Genomic DNA, 20367 nt, shown 5'->3' on the forward strand with positions numbered 1-20367 from the left:
ATGATCACACCAGAAAAACTGCTCGAATCCGCAAAGGAGCTGGAAACCCAGCTGCGCACATGGCGGCGCACCCTGCACCGCCACCCGGAGGTAGGCTTTGACCTGCCCGAGACAAAAGCGCTGGTGAAAAAAGCCCTGACCGAAATGGGCTACACCCCGCAGGACTGCGGCAAGTGCGGCGTACTCGCGCTTGCGGGCGGCAAGCGCCCCGGCAAGACCATCCTGCTGCGCGGTGACATGGATGCTTTGCCCATTCAGGAGGAATCCGGCGAAGAATTTGCTTCCGAGGTGCCGGGCAAGATGCACGGCTGCGGCCACGATATGCACACCGCCATGATGCTGGGTGCGGCAAAGCTGCTCAAAGAACACGAGGACGAGATCGAGGGCACCATCAAGCTGGAATTCCAGCCTGCAGAGGAGATCTTTCAGGGTTCGCTGGACATGCTGAAAAACGGCCTGCTGGAAAACCCGAAGGTGGATGCCGCGGTCATGTTCCATGTTCTGGCCGGGATGCCCCTGCCCGTGGGCACCGTGCTAGTGCCGGGCGGCGGCATCACCATGGCAAGCTGTGAGCAGTACCACATCACCGTACACGGCAAGGGCGGCCATGGCTCCATGCCCAACGCCTGCATCGACCCCATCACCGCAGCGGCCCACATCCACATTGCCCTGCAGGAGATCAACAGCCGTGAGCTGGACCCCGCCAAGTTTGGCGTGTTCACCACGGGCCGGTTTGAAGCTGGCAAGGCATCCAACGTCATCCCGGATTCTGCCGATATGTGGGGCACTATCCGCACGGTGGACCCCGAAGGTGCCGTGAGTGAGCAGATCCACCAGCGCATGACCGAGATCGCGCAGGGCGTGGCGGCAGCCTATCGCTGCACTGCTGATGTGGAGTTCAGCGACCACTGCCCCTGCATGGTGGTGGATACGCCTCTTGCCAAGAATGCCCTGACCTATATGACCGAACTGCTGGGCCGTGGTGCCATGGATATGACCGTCCTCACCGGCGGCAAGCCCGGCGGCGGCAGCGAGGACTTTGCCTTTGTCAGCCACGAAGTGCCCACCGTAAGCATGTTTCTCTCCGCAGGCAACGCCAAGGAGGGCTATGTTTACGGCCAGCACCACCCCAAGGTACGCTTTGACGACAGCGTGCTGTACGAGGGCGCAGCGGCCTATGCCTATATGGGCCTGCGCTGGCTGAGCGACCACAAGGCATAACCATTTGGGTTTCCCCCGCGGAAAATTTATTATTTATTTGAACCTCCGAAAAATCCGCGGATTTTCCGGTGGTTCTTTTTCACGGATGGGTTCGGAGCAGCACGCTGCATCTCTTAAAAATCGCCTTTATAAACAAAAAAATCCCGGAAGGTTCACACCCTCCGGGATCTTTTTTATATCAGCTTTGCCCCCGCATGGGGCAGGCTGTCGGCCCCATGGCTTTGCAGCTGCTGCGGCAGGGCGGCGAGGTCGCCGCCGGTGTAATACCACGCAGCGGCAAACGCGGCCAGTGCCAGAATCAGCAGAAAAATCAGGGCATTCCGCACCCTGTGCCGTTTGCGCGGCGCTGCTGTCGGTGCATCCGGCTCCGGCTTGTCCGGCAGGCGCTGCGCCGTCAGGGCATCTGCCGGGATGGCCCTGCCACACTTCTGCCAGATCGTTCCCGCCGCCTGCGGCAGGCCGGAAGCCGCCCGGCGGATCATATCCAGCAGCCACAAAGCAGGCGTATCTGCATTGGCCACCGTGCGCACCCAGCAGCCTTTCCGGCTGCCCAGAAACAGCACCGTGTCCTCGGCGCGCTCCAGACACCCGGCTGCAAAGTCTGCACCCACAAGGCGCTGCGCTGCCCGCACACGGGTAAGCTTTGCCGGCACCGGCCCGCCCTTGACCCGGCAGACCTTTGCGCTCAGCTTTTCCCGCACCTTTGCATCGGCATAGCTCATGGCTCCAAAATCAAACACTTTTTCTGCGCCGGCCACCGTTTCCATCCGGGCTTCCAGCAGAGTGCCTGCATCCGCATCACAGCATACCAGCAGCCTGTGGTGCGTTTCCAGCGCCTGCACCGCTGCATGAACAAGGGTCATCTCCCCTTCTCCGTACAGCTCTGCCGCAAAGCGGTCTGCCAGCGCTTTCCGTGCCTTGCTCAATGCTGCGGGCGTTTCTGTCTGCAGCGCAGCCAGTGTTTCTGCACCGCGGCTGCGGCACTGGGCAGCAAGTCCTGTCTGCCGCACTGCCTGTTGTACTGCCCACAGCGGTGCGCCAAACAACCGCAGCACACAGGTGGTCTGCGTTTTTTCTTCGTGTATCAACTGCTTCACCCCCGCGGCCCGGGGCCGCTCGTATTAACCCTTGAGGAAGGTGCTGTCCAGTGCCGTCAGAGCCGCCGCATCGTGCCGGGCGCTTTTTGCCAGTGCCTGTGTATCTGCAGGAACTTTGCCCTGAGCCAGACGCAGCGCCAGTTCCAGTGCCGCCTGTGCCGCGCGGGCACGCACCAGCGCACGGTCGGGGCGGGAGACGAAGAGCTTTTTTACATAGACGGTCTCACCGCAGGCCGCACCCAGATACACCGTGCCCACCGGGCGGACGGCATCGCCGCCGTTGGGGCCTGCCAGACCGGTGACGCTGACAGCGATATCGGCCCCGGCAGCTTCGGCTGCGCCCAGTGCCATCTGTGCTGCCACCGGTGCGGACACCACATTGTACTTTGCGATCGCTGCCGGGTCTACGCCGATCATCTTTGCCTTGGCCTGCTCCCAGTAGGTAACAAAGCCGAAGCCGAACACCTCGCTTGCACCGGATACATTGGTCAGCCGCTGGGCGATCATGCCGCCTGTGCAGCTTTCTGCCGTGGCAATGGTGAGTCCCTTTTCCTTCAGGGTGTGCACCAGAGTCTCTTCCAGACCGGTCACATCCTCATCATACACCGCATCACCCAGCAGATCATAGAACTTTGTGGCGTATGCGCGGCACATTTTTTCGGCTGAACTGTCGGTTTCTGCCCGGGCAGTAATGCGGATCTCGCACTCGCCGGTCTTGCAGTAGATTGCGGCGGTGGGATTTGCGTTTTCCAGCAGATGCCGCACACGGTATTCGATATCGCTTTCGCCGCCCAGCACCCGCAGCGTGATGGAATGCAGGGTGCAGTTCTGGCGGGCCAGCAGCAGCGGGCGCACGCTCTCCTCCCACATGGCTTTCATTTCGTGAGGCACGCCGGGCATCAGCACAGCACAGTGACCATCCTGTTCAAACCATGCCCCAGGGGCAGTGCCGTGGTTATTGATGATCTTGTGGCCGTTCACCGGCACCATGGCCTGCTTGCGGTTATTGGGGGCAGTCTTGCGCCCGGTGCGCGTGAAGAAATCCACGATCTTCTGCCATTCTTCCGGGTCAAAAGCCAGCGTATCACCGTAGCATCCAGCAACCGTCTCCTTGGTTAGGTCGTCCGCCGTGGGGCCAAGGCCGCCGGTGAACACCAGCAGGTCGCACCGCTGCTTTGCCTCGTTGACGAAATCCGCCAAACGGCCGTGGTTGTCGCCAATGGTGCTCTCGCGCTGGACGGTGATGCCCAGAGCCGCCAGTTCCCGGCTGAGGTACTGGGCGTTGGTGTTGAGAATGTTGCCGAGCAGCAGCTCGGTGCCCACACTGATGATCTCTGCTGTCATGGCTTTCACCCCTCAAATTCGACCTGATCGGTGATACGGATGCGGATGCGCTCGGCGCTCTCTGCTGCTTCGGCTTCCAGCGCGGCAAGGCCGGGCATGGCGGCTTCGGCCTCCAGAATTTCGGCCAGTTCCGGGCGGATCTTCGGGTGCGGCGGGGTGAAGATGGTGCAGCAGTCCTCGTAGGGCAGGATGCTGGTCTCAAAGGTGTTGATGTGGCGTGCCGTCTCCACGATCTCGGTCTTGTCCATGCCGATGAGCGGGCGCAGGATGGGCAGATCCTGCGCAGCATCGGTGCACTGCAGGGCCTTGACGGTCTGGCTGGCTACCTGAGCCAGACTCTCGCCGGTAACAAGGGCTTCGCAGCCCTGCTTCTTGGCAATAACGTTGGCAATGCGCATCATGCTGCGGCGCATCAGCACCGTGAACAGCACATCCGGAGCATTATCCCGGATGTACTCCTGCGGCTTGGTGTAGGGCACGACGAACAGATTGGAGCTGCCCGTATAGATGCTGGTGAGCTGCGCCAGAGCTTTTACCTTGAGCTTTGCGCGCTCCGAAGTGTACGGCGGAGACGCAAAGTGGATGTGGTCCAGTGCCAGACCGCGCTTTGCCATGCGGTAAGCCGCCACGGGACTGTCGATGCCGCCAGACAGCATGTTCAATGCACGGCCGCTGGTGCCCACGGGCAGACCGCCCTCGCCGGGCACTTTGGGGCCGTGGATGTAGGCGCCGTAATCACGAATTTCTACGATCACCTTGAAATCCGGGTTATGCACATCCACCTTGAGGTAGTTGTGTTTGCCCAGCAGATAGGCACCCAGCTCCCGCATCAGTTCAGGGCTGGTCATGGGGTAGGTCTTGTCGGAGCGGCGCGCCTCCACCTTGAAGGTGCGGATGCCGTGCAGGCTGGCGCCGAGGTAATCCTCAGCGGTCTGGCAGATGGTGTCAAAGTCCTTGTCGCAGACCACGGCGCGGCTGAGCGCCGCAAGGCCGAACACCTTGCTCACCCGGTCAAAGGCGAGGTCCATATCCACGTCCTCTTCCTCAGGCTCCATGTAAAAGGTGGACTGGGTGCAGTAGACCTTGAACTTGCCCACGGTCTTGAGCCGGTAGCGCAGAATTTTCATCATCGCCGACTCGAATTGGTTGCGGTTGAGGCCTTTCAGGGACATTTCACCCTGATAGCCCATAATGATTTCATGCATAAATGTTGTATCTCCTAGGTTACGATTTAACATGGCCTCCGCTTGCGCTCTGGCCATTCTCAGCGGAAATTTTAATATTTATATTTGTGTTCTGAAAATGACTGCGGTCATTTCCAGAACACTTTTTCACGGGCAGGGTCGTAACGGTCAGCGGCATCCATCCTCCTATTCGCGAAAGTATCCTGACGAAAAATACAGAGGAACAATTTGCTGCATCTGCCGGTCCGGACCCCTTCCGTAAAAATGCGTTTGGAGTGCCCCGCAGGGCACGACAAACGCCCTAATCAGAATGATCCTTCCTCTAAACATGGCCAGAGCAAAGCGGCGGCCATTCCAGATGGTCCTGCCTGTGGAATCACTTCCGGATCCTCTGCAAGCTCTTCATTCCGTCCTCAAAGCGGTTGAGGAAAGCATCCACATCCTCGGGGGTGTTGTCGCCGCAGAAGGACACGCGGATGGCCGTGTCGATGGCAAGCGGGTCTTTGCCCATTGCCGCCAGCGTGTGGCTGGGCTGGCCGCGGCCGCAGGCACTTGCCGAGGAAACATACACCTGTGCTTCGGCCAGCCATGCCAGCATGGTCTCGCTCTTGATGCACATCTCACTGAAGTTCAGCACCTCGGGCACCGCGTTTTCCGGGCTGTTGAGCTCCACCTCCGGAAAGGCCTTCAGGCCGTCCCGCAGACGCTGGTTCAGGGCCTTCATAGCGGTGTCACGGCTCTTCATGGTCTTGGCAAGACGGGTGGCGGCTGCGGCAAGACCCATGGCGTAGGGTAGGTTTTCGGTGCCGGGGCGCAGGCCGCGCTCCTGCTCACCGCCGAGGTACGGCGGCCGGAACGCCTGTACCAGACGGTCAGAAAGATACAGCGCGCCAATGCCCTTGGGAGCGTGGATCTTGTGGCCGCTCACCGACAGGGTGTCGATGTTGTCCAGCTTGATGGGCACACGCATCCACGCCTGCACCGCATCCACATGGACGATGGTGCGGCTGTTGCGGCGCTTGACCTCGGCGGCAAGGCGTTCCACATCGTTGCGGGTGCCTACCTCGTTGTTCACCATCATGCAGGCCACAAGGATAGTGTTTTTGTCCACATGCTCCAGCATTTCGTTGATATTCAATGTGCCGTCCGGGCGGGGCTTGACCACCGTGACATTGTAGCCCTGCTTCGCCAGCTCTTCCAGCGGGCGCTGGACACTGGGGTGCTCAAAGCCGGACACCACGATGCCCTTGCCGAAAGTGCGGGTGCGCACCGCGCCCAGCAGGGCCAGATTGTTGCTCTCGCTGCCGCAGGAGGTAAAGTACAGCTCCTTTGGCTTGCAGCCCAGTGTACGGGCCACAGCGGCACGGGCGGCGTTGAGCGCTTCCTCGCTGCGGGCACCGGGGCCGTACAGGCTGGACGGGTTTGCCCAGTGTTCCCGCATGGCCTTGTCGATGACATCCGCCACCTCGGGAGCCACCATGGTGGTAGCGGCGTTATCCAGATAATGCAATTCAGGGTTTTGCAGCATAAAAGGGATTCCTGCTTTCTAAATTTTCATAGTAAACCATGATAAGTATACCACAACAGGCTGTAGAACGCAAAATATTTGGCGCTGTTTTTCCTTGACAAACACCCCGGCATTGTGCTATCTTTACTGCATAGAGACCGTATCTCTGCTGACGGAACCTTGTGGAGCACCACAGTGCAGGGATGGCGGGAGAGTCAATGCCGACCGTCTGGGCAGCCTTGCGCAATTGCTGCGCAAAGCTGCCTTTTTTGTTGTCGGAAGTTGTTTTTATAAGCAGGGTGCGTTGAATGGCGAGATTTTTTGCCCGCAGACAAGGTGATTTTTCGCAGCAATCCTGACGGATTGCAAGGGAAAGCAACGCAGGATGCAAGCAAAAAGGCCGTTCAGGCGGCGTGCAATGCTTGTAGAAACGACTTCCAAAGGAGGATGTCTGATGAAAACCGATATCGAGATCGCACAGGAAGCCAAAATGAAACCCATCACCGAGATTGCCGCCCAGCTGGGCCTTTCCGATGAGCACGTGATCCCCTATGGCCGCTACAAGGCCAAGATCGATCACCGCCTGATTCACGATGCCAAAAAACAGGGCAAGCTGATCCTCGTCACCGCCATCAGCCCCACCCCGGCGGGCGAGGGCAAAACCACCACCAGCGTGGGTCTGGCCGATGCCATGAACGCTCTGGGCAAAAAGACCATGCTCTGCCTGCGTGAGCCCAGCCTTGGCCCGGTGTTCGGCGTCAAGGGCGGTGCTGCCGGCGGCGGCTACGCACAGGTGGTGCCCATGGAGGACATCAACCTGCACTTTACCGGCGATCTGCACGCCATCGGCACAGCCAACAACCTGCTGGCTGCCATGATCGACAACAGCATCCAGCAGGGCAACCCGCTGAACATCGACCCCCGCCGCATCACATGGAAGCGCTGCATGGACATGAACGACCGCCAGCTGCGGTTCATCGTGGACGGTCTGGGCGGCAAGGTGAACGGCACTCCCCGCGAGGACGGCTTTGATATCACCGTTGCCAGCGAGGTGATGGCAATTTTCTGCCTTGCCACCAGCATTTCCGATCTGAAGGAGCGTCTTTCCAAGATCGTATGCGCCTACACCTACGACGGCAAGCCCGTCACTGCCGGTGAGATCGGTGCTGCCGGTGCCATGACCGCCCTGCTGAAGGACGCGCTGGACCCGAACCTTGTACAGACGCTGGAAAACAACCCCGCCATCATCCACGGCGGTCCCTTTGCCAACATCGCCCACGGCTGCAACAGTGTGCTGGCTACCAAGCTGAGCCTTTCTCTGGCCGACTATACCATCACTGAAGCAGGCTTTGGTGCCGATCTGGGCGCAGAGAAGTTTTTGGATATCAAGTGCCGCTACGCCGGTATCGCTCCCTCTGCCTGCGTGCTGGTGGCCACCGTGCGTGCCCTCAAGAGCCACGGCGGCGTGGCAAAGGCCGACCTGAGCCAGCCCAACCTCGAAGCCGTCAAGGCCGGTGCATCCAACCTCATCCGCCACATCGACAACCTGAAAAATGGCTTCGGCCTGCCGGTGGTGGTCGCCATCAATGCCTTCCCCACCGATACCGCCGAAGAGCAGGCTTATGTGGAGCAGGTGTGCGCCGAGCAGGGTGTTCCCTGCGTGCTGAGCGAAGTATTCGCCAAGGGCGGCGAGGGCGGCAAGGCGCTGGCCGAGAAGGTGCTGGAGGTGCTGGAGGATCGTCCCATCCAGTACACCTACCCGCTGGAAATGCCCCTGAAGGACAAGATCAACGCCATCGCCACCAAAATTTACCGGGCCGACGGCGTGAACTACAGCGCCGCCGCCAGCAAGACACTGGCCGAGCTGACTGAGATGGGTTATGGGAACCTGCCCGTGTGCATCGCCAAGACCCAGTACAGCTTCAGCGACAACGCAAAGCTCATCGGTGCCCCCACCGGCTTTACCATGGAGGTGCGCGAGGTGCGCCTTGCTGCCGGTGCCGGCTTCGTGGTGGTCATCTGCGGTAATATCATGACCATGCCGGGCCTGCCCAAAAAGCCCGCCGCTGTGAGCATCGATGTGGATGCCGACGGCAAGATCACCGGCCTGTTCTAAGTTTCAAGTAAAAAATAAGAGGTTCGCTCAGTGAACGAACCTCTTATTTTTTATCCTTCTGTGTGGCTGCACAGATAATCCGTCCATACGGCATATCCGGCGGGTCTCAGATGGTAGCCGTCCGGCTGGGCGTAGCTTTCGATCAGGTCGCCGTTTTCATCTGCCAGCACTTCCCACAGGTTGAGAAAATAGCAGTTCTTTTCCAGCGCAATGGCTGCCAGCTCATTGTTGATCTGGCACAGGCGGTCGCGGTTCAAGCCCTCATGGCCGGACTTCTGGCATACTTCCGGCCGCACCGGCGTGATGGACTGCACATAGATCTTTGCATTTGGCAGTGTCTGGCTCAGCATGTCCAGCATCAGCCGGTAATAGGTCAGAAAGCTGCTATAATCGGTATCGCGGCCCAGCACGTTGGTGCCCAACAGGACATAAATAGCTCTGGGCTGCTGGGCGGTCAACGCTTCCAGCGGCACCTCAGCCACGCCGTCGGCGCGCTTGCAGGTAGTGCCATTGACGATCACGTTCGGCCCAACACCCTTGTACGCACAGAACATGGCGTTCTGCATTCCTTCTTCGTACAGCTGCATGCCCTGCGTCAGGCTGTCGCCCACAAAGCTCACGTCATTGAACCATTCCCTGCCCACAGCCGTGCTGCTCTTTGGCAGCGCCGCCATACGGAAATCCAGCGCAGTGGCCGCGCTGTCTGCAAGCGGCTGCACCGTGAGCTGCCGCGCCACCGCGTAGGAGGCCGTGTTCCAAGTATTATCCTGTGTTACCTCCTGCAGGATGGTGTTCTGCCCAACGCCGGAGGGCCGCTGTTCCCGGTGCAGGCTCTTCCACAACATCCCGATGGCTCCCACCAGCAAAAGCAGCAGCAGCAGAGCTGCCGCCATGAACCGCCTGCGCCAGCGTTTGCGCAACACGCGCCGCCGGTATTCCTGATAGTCTGCCATGCTGTCTCCCTCACTTTTCTGCCCGGGCTATGCTGCGGGCTTTCTCGTTCTTAGTATACCATATCTGTGCATTCCGGCAAGACCCGTTTTCTGCCAGAGTGCCTAAAATTGCAGATTCTTTTGCACGCAGGCATGCTATTGTGCGCAAAAAGCCCGCCTTCTATCGTGTCAAAAGCTTGCATCCTGTACCATAGATGTGTTATACTGAACTGAACTACTATTGATAGGGAGGCTTTCACGATGGCATTTACTCCAAAACTGACTTATAAAGGCAAGCCCCTCGTCCGCAAGGACAATGAGCTGTACTACGGCAATATGACCGACCCATATGTGCTCTATCTGCAGATCACGACCACCAAGCCTGTGGGCGACCAGCAGGTTGCAGACAAGGTCCACCTGATGCTGCTCTCTACCGACACCACCAAGGCTCCGCAGGAGCGCGTGATGCGTCAGACCACCAAGATCGGCCTGTACAACGCTTTGGACATCGGCAGCATCTGGCTGCAGAAGGCAAACGCACAGTAAACAAAAAAGACCGCTGCACCGGAGTGCAGCGGTCTTTTTTGCTTATTCTTCGGTCACTTCAAAGTCGAGGGGCTTGCCGCAGTTCGGGCACTTGGGTGCGCCGTCCAGCAGTTCGTCTTCCTCAAACACGGCGGTAGTGCCGCAGTCCGGGCAGGTCACTTCGTACTGCACGGGGCCATCCTCGGCATCCTCTTCGCCGTCCCCTTCCAGAGCGACCTCAAAGGTCACGCCGCAGTGCGCGCAGTTGGCTTCGCCTGCATCCAGATCATCCTCGCTGACGTAAACGGTCTCGCCGCAGTTGGGGCAGGCCACTTCATAGAACGGCTCACTGGCGATGTCATCATCCTTGGCATCGTCGTCGCCATCGGTGTCCTCATCCTCAGCGTCCTCGCTTTCGCCGTCTTCGTCCTCCTCCTCGTACAGATCTGCTTCCAGATCTTCCAGCTCATCGCTCAGGTCGTTGATCTGGTCGTAGGCGCGGGAAAGATCTTCGTCCACGCTCTCGATGACCTCAGCCATTTCACCCAGCAGTGCGCTCATGGCCTTGATGATCTTGCCCTCTTTGGTGGTATCATCAATGCCCAGACCATCGACCAGACCCTGCAGATAAGCTGCCTTTTTGTTCAGTTCCATACGAATGCCCTCCTTAAAATGAGAAAAATCGGAGTTTTAAAAAACCGGGCAGACGGTTGCCCGCAGCCCGGTTTGGCGTTAAAGAGATCAGACGCGCTCCATATACTCGCCGGTGCGGGTATCGATGCGGATGTGGTCGCCCTCGTTGATGAACAGAGGCACACGAATCTCAGCACCGGTCTCGACGGTAGCGGGCTTCAGGGTGTTGGTGGCAGTGTTGCCCTTGACACCCGGCTCGGTCTGGGTAACTTCCAGCTCGATGAAGTTGGGGATCTCGACGCTGAACACCTTGCCCTTGTAGCTCAGCAGCTTGCACAGCTCGTTCTCCTTGCAGAACTTGAAGTTATCGGGCACATCGGCTGCGTTGACGGGGATGTCATCGTAGGTCTCGTTGTCCATGAAGTGGTACAGATCGCCATCCTCGTAGCTATAGGTCACATCCTTGCGCTCGATGAAAGCCTGCGGGAACTTTGCGGTCGGGTTGTAGCTGGTCTCAACCACAGAGCCGGTAATCACGTTCTTGGTCTTGGTACGGACAAAGGCAGCGCCCTTGCCGGGCTTCACGTGCTGGAACTCAACGACCTGAAGAACCTGGCCGTCCTGCTCAAAGGTCACGCCATTGCGAAACTCGCCTGCAGAAATCATAGGAATTCCTCCATTAGTTTAATCTCAAATGCTTAACGCATATCTCTATTTATTTTACCCAATCCGTTTGCATTTGGCAAGGGGTTTCGGCAAAAAAGACGATAAAAACACAAAATTTTTTACGTTTTGCACGCTGCATGGTACATCTGCTGCATAGCCCCGGCATCCTCAGCCTGCGTGCCTGCGCTCTCGCAGATGATGACCGGCTGCAGCTTCCGCTCAGCCAGCAGTTCCATCAGCGGCTGCGGCTCCGGGCCGAACTGGGTCTCGGCAAAGGTCCAGTGGCGCTTTTCGCCGCCCGCCGAATACTCGATGCGGGAAAAATGCACATGGAACCGTTCTGCCCGTTGGTCCCCCAGCTTTTCTGCCATGCGGTCAAGGATGGCAGCGTAGTCCTCTTTCGAGCGGATGCCGCCCAGAGTGCGGGCATTCAGGTGGCCGAAGTCGATGCAGGGCGTAATGCGCTTATCCACGCTGCACAGCGCCAGCACCTCGTCCAGTGTGCCCAGCTGGCCGATCTTGCCCATGGTCTCCGGGCAGAGAGTCATATCGGCAAAGCCTGCTTCGTCCAGCGCTTCCACGGCACGGCGCATGGTATCCAGCGCTTTTTCAAGGGCCGCTTCCCGGCTCTGCTTGCCGCAGCTGCCGGAGTGGAAGATGATGCGTCTGCCGCCCAGCGCTTTGCACACCGCCGCACTTTGCAGCAGATACTGGATGCTGTTGAGCCGCTTTTCCTCTTCCAGACTGGACATGCTGATATAATACGGTGCATGCACGCTGAACAGGATATCCTTTGGCGCGGCCAGTGCGGCCATTTTTGCAGCCTTGTCCAGCCCCAGACGCACGCCCCGTCCGCACTGGTACTCGAAGGCGTTCAGTCCCATCTTTGCGGTGTACTCCGGCACATCCAAGCTGCTTTTGTAGCCTTGGGCGGCAAAGCTGTCGCTGGTGCCTGCGGTGCCGAACCGGATCTTCCAATCACTCACAGGGTCTTGCCTCCCCGGTCATAGTATTTCTGCCAGTGTTTTTTCTCCCACTTACGCTTGAGGATGACCTGCGCACCGAGGTCCGGGCCGCGGGGCACCACCATCAGGCCCGGAATGCCGTACAGCGCTGCCGCCATGCGGTCGGCATAGAGCTGGTCGCCCACCATCGCCATCTGACGGCGCTTCACGCCCATGCGGTGCTGCGCCGCCATCAGAGCAAAGGGCAGCGGCTTTGCGGAGCGGTACAGGTACGCAAGGCCCAGCTTCTGGGCAAAGGGCCGCACCCGCTTTTCCGCACCGTTGGACACGATGGTGAGCCTGACACCCGCCCTGCGCATCGTGTCCAACCACACGGCCACATCTTCCGGCAGCTCCTGACTGCGGTCGGCGGTGAGGGTGTTATCGATATCCAGCACCAGCGCAGTGATGCCTTTTTCCGCCAGCCATTCCGGCGTGATGTGGGTGACATCCTTGAAAACGTATTCGGGGGTGATGAGCATAGTATTTCTCCCTGCAATGAAAATAGGGGAGCCTGCAATACAGGCTCCCCTACATCGGCGTTAGCAACGCGTATGAAATCTAAAGCAACAGCGACTTCAAGTGATCAATTACTTGAACTTGCGCTTGCGGGCTGCTTCGGACTTCTTCTTGCGCTTGACAGACGGCTTCTCGTAAGCCTCGCGCTTACGGACCTCTGCGAGCACACCGCTGCGAGCGGTGCTGCGCTTGAAGCGACGCAGTGCGCTTTCCAGCGACTCGCCCTCTTTAACACGAATTTCCGACATCTTATTCCCTCCCTTGGACCGTGAGGCAGGAATTTCGTTGTTACATGGTAACTAACAGTAGACAGTATAGCGCATTTTCTCCGGTTCGTCAACCTTTTTTTGAAAGTTTTTTGCGCAAAATCTTTGAAAAGATTTTGAATAAACGTTCCCGGGTGTTTTATGCGCCAGTCCGCCTCTGCGGGTAGTTGTATATCCAGCCTTTCGGCAGGGTATCGGTTGGTTTAGCCCTTGACAGCCAGATTGACCAGACGGCCCTTGACGTAGATCTCCTTGACCAGCTGCTTGCCTTCCAGAGCGGCAGCAACAGCGGGGTCAGCCTTGGCGGCAGCAATGGCGGCAGCAGCGTCAATGTCGGCAGCCACCTTCAGGCGGGCCTTCACCTTGCCGTTCACCTGCACAGCGATCTCCACTGTGCTTTCCACGCACTTGGCCTCTTCGTACTTGGGCCAGGGGTAGTAAGCCAGCTGCTCGTCGTGGCTGTGGCCCAGCTTCTCCCACAGCTCTTCGGTCATGTGGGGAGCAAACGGGTTCAGCAGCTGGACAACGGTCTCCAGCTCGGCCTTGGTCGCGCCGCCGTTGTCGTACAGGGCGTTCACCAGCGTCATGAGCTGGGCAATGGCGGTGTTCATCTTCAGGGTCTCGATGTCAGCGCCCACCTTCTTGATGGTCTGGTGCATCAGGGTCTCGACCTGCGGGCGATAGCCCTCGCCCTCCACCAGCTTGTCGCTCAGCGTCCACACGCGGTCCAGGAAGCGGTTGCAGCCTGCAATAGCAGAGGTCTGCCACGGTGCAGCCTGTTCAAAGTCGCCCATGAACATCTCGTACAGACGCATGGTGTCAGCACCGTACTGGTCCACCACCTCGTCCGGGTTGATGACGTTGCCCAGAGACTTGGACATCTTCACGATGGGATGGCGCGACATTTCGCCGTACTTTTCTTCCAGAGCCTTTTCAGCGGCCTTCTGGCTGCCGTACTCCTTCAGCAGCTTTTCCTGCTCCTCAGCGGGCAGGTTGACAAAGCTGTGGGGGTTCAGGCCCAGGATCATGCCGTGAGCGGTGCGCTTCTGGTAGGGTTCCGGAGAAGGCACAGCGCCGATATCATACAGGAACTTATGCCAGAAGCGGCTGTACAGCAGATGCAGGGTGGTGTGCTCCATGCCGCCGTTGTACCAGTCCACCGGAGACCAGTATTCCAGAGCTTCCTTGGAAGCAATGGCATCCTTGCAGTGGGGGTCCATGTAGCGCAGGAAGTACCAGGAAGAACCGGCCCACTGGGGCATGGTGTCAGTCTCGCGGGTAGCGGGGCCGCCGCAGCAGGGGCAGGTGGTCTTGACCCAGTCCTTGTGGCGGGCCAGCGGAGATTCTCCGTCCGGACCCGGCTCAAAATCGGTGATGTCCGGCAGGGTCAGGGGCAGGCTGCTCTCGGGCAGAGGCTGCCAGCCGCACTTTTCACACTTGACCATGGGGATGGGCTCGCCCCAGTAGCGCTGACGGCTGAACACCCAGTCGCGCAGCTTGTAGTTGACCTTATCGCAGCCCTTGCCGTTTGCCTCCAGCCAGTCGATCATCTTTTTCTTTGCATCGGTGACGGACAGGCCGTTCAGGAAGCCGGAGTTGACCAGCGTGCCGGTGGCCACATCGGTGAAGGCGGCTTCGTCCAGATTGGACGGGGTATTGCCTTTGACCACCTCGATGATGGGCAGGCCGAACTTCTTGGCAAACTCCCAGTCGCGGGTATCGTGGGCGGGCACAGCCATGATGGCACCGGTGCCGTAGGTGGACAGAACGTAGTCCGAGATAAAGATGGGGATCTCGGTATCATTGACCGGGTTGATGCCCATGACGCCTTCCAGCTTGACACCGGTCTTTTCCTTGTTCAGCTCGCTGCGCTCAAAGTCGCTTTTGCGGGCTGCCTCGGCCTGATAGGCCTTGACGGCATCGGCATTCTTGAGGATGCCCTTGTCCAGCCACTCCTTGACCATAGCGTGCTCCGGAGAAACGACCATGTAGGTGGCACCAAACAGAGTGTCACAGCGGGTGGTGTACACGGTCAGGGTATCGCCTGCGGTGGTGCCGAAGTTAACCTCTGCGCCGTGGCTGCGGCCGATCCAGTTCTTCTGCTGGGTGGCAACGCGCTCAATGTAATCCAGACCGTCCAGACCATCGATCAGCTTATCGGCATAAGCGGTGATCTTGAGCATCCACTGGCTCTTGACGCGGTGAACGACCTCGCTGCCGCAGCGCTCGCACACGCCGTTGACAACTTCCTCGTTGGCCAGCACGCACTTGCAGCCGGTGCACCAGTTGACGTTCATTTCCTTCTTGTAAGCCAGACCATGCTTATACAGCTGCAGGAAGATCCACTGGGTCCACTTGTAGTACTCGGGGTCGGTGGTATTGATCTCGCGGTCCCAGTCAAAGGAGAAGCCCAAAGCCTTCAGCTGGCTGCGGAAGTGGTCCACATTGTTCTTGGTGACAATGGCCGGGTGGATGTGGTTCTTCATGGCAAAGTTCTCAGTGGGCAGGCCAAAAGCGTCCCAGCCCATGGGGTACAGCACATTGTAGCCGTTCTGACGGCGCTTGCGGCTGACCACGTCCAGCGCGGTGTAGCTGCGGGGATGGCCTACATGCAGGCCGGCACCCGACGGATACGGGAACTCGACCAGTGCATAGAACTTGGGTTTTTTGTGGTCGATCTCGACATGGAAGGTCTTTTCGTCCTCCCACACCTTCTGCCACTTGGCTTCAACTGCCTTGTAATCGTACTTCATGTTGTTAATCAGCTCCAGACTTTATCCAAAATACCGTTGCTTGGGGGCGTATGCTTTCAAGCTATCTGCCTTTGCCAGAAAACCCTCTCCGTCATCGCTGCGCGATGCCACCTCTCCCGAAGGGGAGAGGTTTTGTGCAGACCGCAGCCTTCCCTCTTTTGCGCAAGCTCCCCCTTTCGGGGGAGCTGTCAGGGCGGACGCCCTGACTGAGAGGGTTCTTTTTTCAGGTAGACAGCTGTTTGCCTGAATCATTCAAGGGTGCTGTCAGGGGTGAGGTACTCGGAGATATCAATGGGCTCACCATCTGCCCACAGGTGCTCCAGATCGTAATAGGTGCGGGTGTTGGGTACGAATACGTGCACGATGACGTTGGAATAATCCAGCAGCACCCAGTTCTTGGAATCGTAGCCCTCCGTGCTGTAGGGCTCCAGGCCCTTCTGGGAAAGCTCATACTCCACCTCGTCGGCCAGAGATGCCACCTGCGTGGTGGAAGTGCCGGAGGCAATAACGAAGTAATCTGTGAGCACGGTCAGGCTTTCCACCTTGAGCACGCGCACATCGTGGGCCTTTTTCTTATCCAGGATCTTTGCGATCTCAATGGCAAGCGCCTTGCTGTCGTTGAAGTTCTCCATATGTTTTTCCTTTCTGTCAGTTTCAGTTTGCGGAGCCTGCGGCCTGACCGTCGGTGGTAACAGCGCCATCAAGGTCTGTATCGCCGTTCAGGATGGCATCGTCCGACTCCTTATCGATGCGGCCCATATACTGCACGTTGGCATCGGTGGATGCACTGCCGTGGGGCCACTCGTCGGTGACAAGATTCATTTCGCTCACATCAATGGGGCCGGTGTAGGTGCAGAAATACTGGTTGAGCAGGTTTGCAATGGAACCCGCATCCGGCACCACGCAGGAGTAACCGGCAAAGGTGTCGGTCTTGCCCACGTTGGGCACGCCCATGAACACCGGTGTCTGCGCCAGAATGATGTTGGAGCTGTCGAGCTTGAGGAAAGACACCACCAGCTTTGCAATGGTGGAAATGTCCATATCCGTCTTGATATAGTTTTTGAACACCAGCGGCAGCTGGTTCAGGATATCGGTAACGCCCATGGCGCGGGCACGCTTGAACAGGCCGGCATAGAAATAGCGCTGCATGTTCAGGCGGTCGATATCGGAATTGGCGTAGCCGTCGCCGTGGCGGCAGCGCACAAAGAACTCTGCCGATGCGCCGTTCAGATTGCGGTAGCCCTTGAGCAGCTTGCTGCCGCCGTAGGACATATCGTGAGGGATATACACCTCAATGCCGCCAAAGTTATCCACCATATCCACCAGTGCCTGCATATCCACCGTCACATAGTAATCGATGGGCAGTCGGAACTGATCGTAGATAACATCGGCCAAAGCGGCGATGCTGCCGCCGTTGGAGATTGCCACCGAGTTGATCTGATAATTCGTGGCGGCGTAGGTCTTTCCATTGGAAAGGGTGATCTTTTTGTTCTTGGTGGTGACAAGGCTGTTGCGGGGGATCTGCAGCATCCGCAGTGCACCGTTCTTGATGTCGAACTGCACGTACAGGATCATATCGGTCATGCCGTCGTTAGAGGTGGGATCGTTGGAATAATTGCGGCCCTCTTCATAGTCGATGCCGCAGACCAGAATGTTCACCACATCGCCCTTGTATTCCTCGGCTGTCTTCACCTCTTCCTCAATGGTAGGGGTGCTGTCGTCCGGGCGGATGCTGTCCTCCACCTTGTTTACAAGGCTGACTCCGTACACCACCACACCGGAGATCACCGCGATGATGGCCATGACCACTGCAAAAGGCAGCCAGAGGGGCATTTTCTTTTTCTTTTTGCGGCGGCGCGGCGGCTTCTGCCCTGCTCCCTGTGCCGGGCGGCGCGGCGGCTCATTGTGTGCACCGCCTGCGCTCTGCTTTGCATCCGTGCTGGATGCAGCGTGGCGCGGTGCGGCTGCTGCCGAATCCGGCCGGTTCAGAGAACGCGAAGTATTGATATGGCGTGGCGTCTGGCTCATGCTTTTTTGTATCCTCCAGATTTTCGCGGTCCTGCAAAAAAATGTTCCTGCAGACCTGTCATGCTCTTAAGTATAGCATTATCCGACGAAATCTGCAATCCGTTTTCTGTTTCCGCTTGTTTCAGAGCAGCTGTGCTCTCACCGTTCATTCTTCCCGCTGCGGGCAAGGATATCCTCATAGGCAGCCTTGGACATCGGGTCAAGGGGCTTGCCCTGCGAGAGCACGAAATCGTTGGTCTGCTTCAGCGCGGCCAGCATAGCGGCATCCAGATTCTTTTTTTCCAGCTTGCGCAGCTTTTCCACGCCGGGCCAGTCCCGCTCCGCGCTGGTCATATCGGCCAGATACAAAATTTTGTCAAGCCGGGTCATGCCGGGTTTGCCCGCCGTGTGGCAGGCAATAGCGCTAAGCACCGCTTCGTCGGTCACGCCCCACTGGGTGCGGGCCAGAATGGCGGCGCACACGCCGTGCCACACCGGGGCCGGGCGCTCTTCGCCGCCCTCGGCATACTGGGGGTAAGCGCGCAGGATCTCGCGCATCTCATCCTTGCTGATCTCCTTGGCGGAGTCGTGCAGCAGGGCTGCCAGCGCGGCGCGCTCCTCATCCTCACCGTAGATCTTTGCCAGCTTGACGGCCATTTTTTTCACATTCAAGGTATGCTCATAGCGCTTATCGCTCAAGCGGCCGCGCACAAGCTCCTTTGCCTGTTTGAGGTTCATTGGCTGATACTTCCTTTTTGTAGAGTTTCTCCCGGCGGATGACCGCCCGCACCGCCTCCGGCAGCTCAGCTTCACATCCTTCGCCTGCAGTCAGACGGGTGCGGATGTCGCTGCTGGCCATGGGCAGCGCCTGTACCGGCGCAAACAGGATGCGTGCCCCGGTGGGGTCCAGCCGGAGAGCCTTTGCGTGCAGCTCGGGGTCGTCGCCCACATGGCGGCTGGTGACCACCAGATGGGCAAGGCGCAGGATATCCTGCCAGCGGTGCCAGCCGTCAAAGCTTAGCAGCATATCGCTGCCAATGGCAAGGTACAGCTGTGCCCCGGGGTAGTCCCGGGCCAGTTTTTCCACCGTGAGCACCGTATAGTTGCGGTTTCCGGCAGCGGCCTGCTCGATCTCCCAGCCGCTGACTTCCAGCTGCGGGATCGTGTCCGCATCCTCTTCCAGTGCATGGAAGCAGCTGCACATTTCCAGCCGCAGTGCGCCCGGCGCAGAGGTCTTCTGCTTGAAGGGCGAAAGCCCGGCAGGCATCACCACCACCTTATCCGGCTGCACGCGGGCAGCGGCAGCGCGCAGATTGTTCAGGTGGCCGTTATGGGGCGGGTCAAATGTACCGCCGTAGAGAAGAACTTTCATTTTTACTTCAGCAGATCAGCGTAGGCGCTGTCCTTTTTCTTCTGCAGGTACAGCACGAACTTGGAGCCGATCACCTGTACGCAGTCGGCACCGGTGGCCTCAGCCAGCTTGACCGAAGCTTCACGGGCATTGTACATGCTGTTTTCCAGCACCTTGAGCTTGATGAGCTCACGGGCATCCAGACAGTCCTTCACGCCCTGGATCATGGTCTCGTCGATCTCGCCCTTACCCACGATGAAAACGGGGTCCATGGTGTTTGCCTTGCCGCGCAGAATGGCGCGCTGTTTGCTTGTCAGCATAGTTTTCTCCTTTATTTTGAGGTTGATATTTCGATAAAGAAACGATTTAGAATTGTCTCCGCTTGCGGTGAGAAACTCCTTCAGTCAAAGCCTTGCGGCTTTGCCAGCTCCCTCAAAGAGGGAGCCTTTGGCAGAAACGAAACGCTTGCCGGACTGCCAAAGGCCCCATCTCCGAGGACGACTTCCCCCGGCCGGGGGAAGATGTCACCGTAGGTGACAAAAAGGGGAATCTGTCTGCGAAGCAGACTGGGGGAGTTCATTCTGCCAGAAATCCCGGCAGCTGCTGTTCCAGCACCGCCAGCGCATTGCCGCGGTGGCTGATGGCATCCTTTTCATCCGGGGTCAGCTGGGCGTAGCTGCGGCCCTCGGTGTTGGGGCGCTTATCGTGCTTTCCCACGCCGCAGTCGGTGGGGATGAACAGCGGATCGTAGCCAAAGCCGTAGTCCCCGCACAGCCGCTCAAAGGCGATGCTGCCCGGGCACTCGCCCATGCAGGTCAGATGCCGCCCATCCGGCAGGATGAAGCACACCGCGGACACGAATTTTGCACCCCGCTGCCCGGCAGGCACAGCCTGCATGGCGTCCAGAAGCTTGTCGTTGTTGGCTTCGTCGTCGCCGTGGCGGCCGCAGTAGCGGGCACTGTAGACGCCAGGCGCACCGCCCAGCGCCTCCACGCACAGGCCGGAGTCATCGGCGATGGTGGGCAGGCCGCATGCCTTGCAGATGGTTTCAGCCTTGATGAGGGCGTTCTCGGCAAAGGTGGTGCCGGTCTCCTCCGGCTCGATGGTGATGCCCAGCTGCTTCTGGCTGACCACCTCGTGGCCCTGCGCTTCCAGAATGCGGCGCAGTTCGCGGAGCTTTCCGGCGTTGCCGGTAGCTGCACAAATTTTCATCTTAATACTCCTTCCGCTTTCAAAGCTCGC

General features: G+C 58.8%; 20 protein-coding genes and 1 riboswitch. Of the genes, 3 read left to right on the top strand and 17 right to left on the bottom strand.

Annotated features, from left to right (window positions below; translation table 11 throughout):
• A complete protein-coding gene (locus tag PXT33_RS10330) occupies positions 1–1221 on the top strand; it encodes a M20 family metallopeptidase (RefSeq protein WP_332376478.1) in 1221 nt (406 codons plus the stop codon).
• Between the two features lie 173 nt (positions 1222–1394).
• On the opposite strand, the gene PXT33_RS10335 is transcribed toward PXT33_RS10330, so the two are convergent.
• From PXT33_RS10335 to PXT33_RS10350, 4 genes are all read right to left on the bottom strand, one after another.
• Positions 1395–2309: a hypothetical protein gene (locus tag PXT33_RS10335; RefSeq protein ID WP_332376479.1), complete on the bottom strand. Its 915-nt coding sequence runs from the start codon at positions 2307–2309 to the stop codon at positions 1395–1397.
• Between the two features lie 33 nt (positions 2310–2342).
• Entirely contained in the window at positions 2343–3662 is a 1320-nt protein-coding gene (locus tag PXT33_RS10340; RefSeq protein WP_332376480.1) for a competence/damage-inducible protein A, read from the bottom strand.
• A gap of 5 nt (positions 3663–3667) precedes the next feature.
• Positions 3668–4867 (bottom strand): tRNA uracil 4-sulfurtransferase ThiI, encoded by a 1200-nt coding sequence (gene thiI, locus PXT33_RS10345; RefSeq protein ID WP_005944312.1) that lies wholly within the window; start codon positions 4865–4867, stop codon positions 3668–3670.
• Positions 4868–5222: 355 nt separating this feature from the next.
• Entirely contained in the window at positions 5223–6374 is a 1152-nt protein-coding gene (locus tag PXT33_RS10350) for a cysteine desulfurase family protein (protein WP_291015556.1), read from the bottom strand.
• Between the two features lie 134 nt (positions 6375–6508).
• A riboswitch (ZMP/ZTP riboswitch) is annotated at positions 6509–6595 on the top strand.
• 212 nt (positions 6596–6807) lie between these two features.
• Here PXT33_RS10350 and PXT33_RS10355 point away from each other — a divergent pair.
• On the top strand, positions 6808–8469 hold the full coding sequence (locus tag PXT33_RS10355) for a formate--tetrahydrofolate ligase (protein WP_332376483.1): 1662 nt from the start codon (positions 6808–6810) through the stop codon (positions 8467–8469).
• Between the two features lie 50 nt (positions 8470–8519).
• Here PXT33_RS10355 and PXT33_RS10360 read toward each other — a convergent pair whose 3' ends face one another.
• Positions 8520–9422: a GDSL-type esterase/lipase family protein gene (locus PXT33_RS10360; RefSeq protein ID WP_332376484.1), complete on the bottom strand. Its 903-nt coding sequence runs from the start codon at positions 9420–9422 to the stop codon at positions 8520–8522.
• A 240-nt stretch (positions 9423–9662) separates the two neighbouring features.
• On the opposite strand from PXT33_RS10360, the gene PXT33_RS10365 reads away from it, so the two are divergent.
• Complete coding sequence (locus tag PXT33_RS10365) at positions 9663–9947, top strand: hypothetical protein (RefSeq protein ID WP_097775268.1); 285 nt, start codon at positions 9663–9665, stop codon at positions 9945–9947.
• A 42-nt stretch (positions 9948–9989) separates the two neighbouring features.
• Here PXT33_RS10365 and PXT33_RS10370 read toward each other — a convergent pair whose 3' ends face one another.
• The 12 genes from PXT33_RS10370 to rdgB form a co-directional block, all read right to left on the bottom strand.
• Positions 9990–10580, bottom strand: coding sequence for a CD1247 N-terminal domain-containing protein (locus PXT33_RS10370; RefSeq protein WP_118526304.1), 591 nt, complete (start codon positions 10578–10580; stop codon positions 9990–9992).
• Between the two features lie 87 nt (positions 10581–10667).
• Positions 10668–11225 carry an elongation factor P gene (gene efp / locus PXT33_RS10375; protein WP_005928281.1) on the bottom strand — a complete coding sequence of 186 codons (558 nt, stop codon included), beginning with the start codon at positions 11223–11225 and terminating at the stop codon, positions 10668–10670.
• Positions 11226–11344: 119 nt separating this feature from the next.
• Positions 11345–12211 carry a TIM barrel protein gene (locus tag PXT33_RS10380; RefSeq protein WP_332376485.1) on the bottom strand — a complete coding sequence of 289 codons (867 nt, stop codon included), beginning with the start codon at positions 12209–12211 and terminating at the stop codon, positions 11345–11347.
• Positions 12208–12711 carry a YqeG family HAD IIIA-type phosphatase gene (locus tag PXT33_RS10385; RefSeq protein ID WP_154255565.1) on the bottom strand — a complete coding sequence of 168 codons (504 nt, stop codon included), beginning with the start codon at positions 12709–12711 and terminating at the stop codon, positions 12208–12210. The genes PXT33_RS10380 and PXT33_RS10385 overlap by 4 nt, the downstream gene beginning before the upstream one ends.
• Before the next feature lie 108 nt (positions 12712–12819).
• Positions 12820–12996 carry a 30S ribosomal protein S21 gene (gene rpsU / locus PXT33_RS10390; protein ID WP_005928271.1) on the bottom strand — a complete coding sequence of 59 codons (177 nt, stop codon included), beginning with the start codon at positions 12994–12996 and terminating at the stop codon, positions 12820–12822.
• Between the two features lie 221 nt (positions 12997–13217).
• Positions 13218–15767: a leucine--tRNA ligase gene (gene leuS / locus PXT33_RS10395; protein ID WP_207698644.1), complete on the bottom strand. Its 2550-nt coding sequence runs from the start codon at positions 15765–15767 to the stop codon at positions 13218–13220.
• Between the two features lie 248 nt (positions 15768–16015).
• Entirely contained in the window at positions 16016–16399 is a 384-nt protein-coding gene (rsfS, locus tag PXT33_RS10400; RefSeq protein WP_005944348.1) for a ribosome silencing factor, read from the bottom strand.
• Between the two features lie 22 nt (positions 16400–16421).
• Positions 16422–17795, bottom strand: a complete 1374-nt coding sequence (locus PXT33_RS10405) for an LCP family protein (RefSeq protein WP_332376486.1) — start codon at positions 17793–17795, stop codon at positions 16422–16424.
• Between the two features lie 138 nt (positions 17796–17933).
• Positions 17934–18512 carry a bis(5'-nucleosyl)-tetraphosphatase (symmetrical) YqeK gene (gene yqeK, locus PXT33_RS10410; protein ID WP_005944360.1) on the bottom strand — a complete coding sequence of 193 codons (579 nt, stop codon included), beginning with the start codon at positions 18510–18512 and terminating at the stop codon, positions 17934–17936.
• On the bottom strand, positions 18463–19146 hold the full coding sequence (gene nadD, locus PXT33_RS10415; protein WP_332376487.1) for a nicotinate (nicotinamide) nucleotide adenylyltransferase: 684 nt from the start codon (positions 19144–19146) through the stop codon (positions 18463–18465). Before nadD ends, yqeK begins: the two co-directional genes overlap by 50 nt.
• 2 nt (positions 19147–19148) lie before the next feature.
• Entirely contained in the window at positions 19149–19445 is a 297-nt protein-coding gene (locus tag PXT33_RS10420; protein ID WP_005944364.1) for a YhbY family RNA-binding protein, read from the bottom strand.
• A gap of 256 nt (positions 19446–19701) precedes the next feature.
• Complete coding sequence (gene rdgB / locus PXT33_RS10425; RefSeq protein ID WP_332376488.1) at positions 19702–20337, bottom strand: RdgB/HAM1 family non-canonical purine NTP pyrophosphatase; 636 nt, start codon at positions 20335–20337, stop codon at positions 19702–19704.
• Between the last annotated feature and the right edge of the window lie 30 nt (positions 20338–20367).

Origin of the sequence: Faecalibacterium taiwanense, assembly GCF_036632915.2 — a bacterium.
In the GTDB taxonomy this organism is placed as follows: domain Bacteria; phylum Bacillota; class Clostridia; order Oscillospirales; family Ruminococcaceae; genus Faecalibacterium; species Faecalibacterium taiwanense.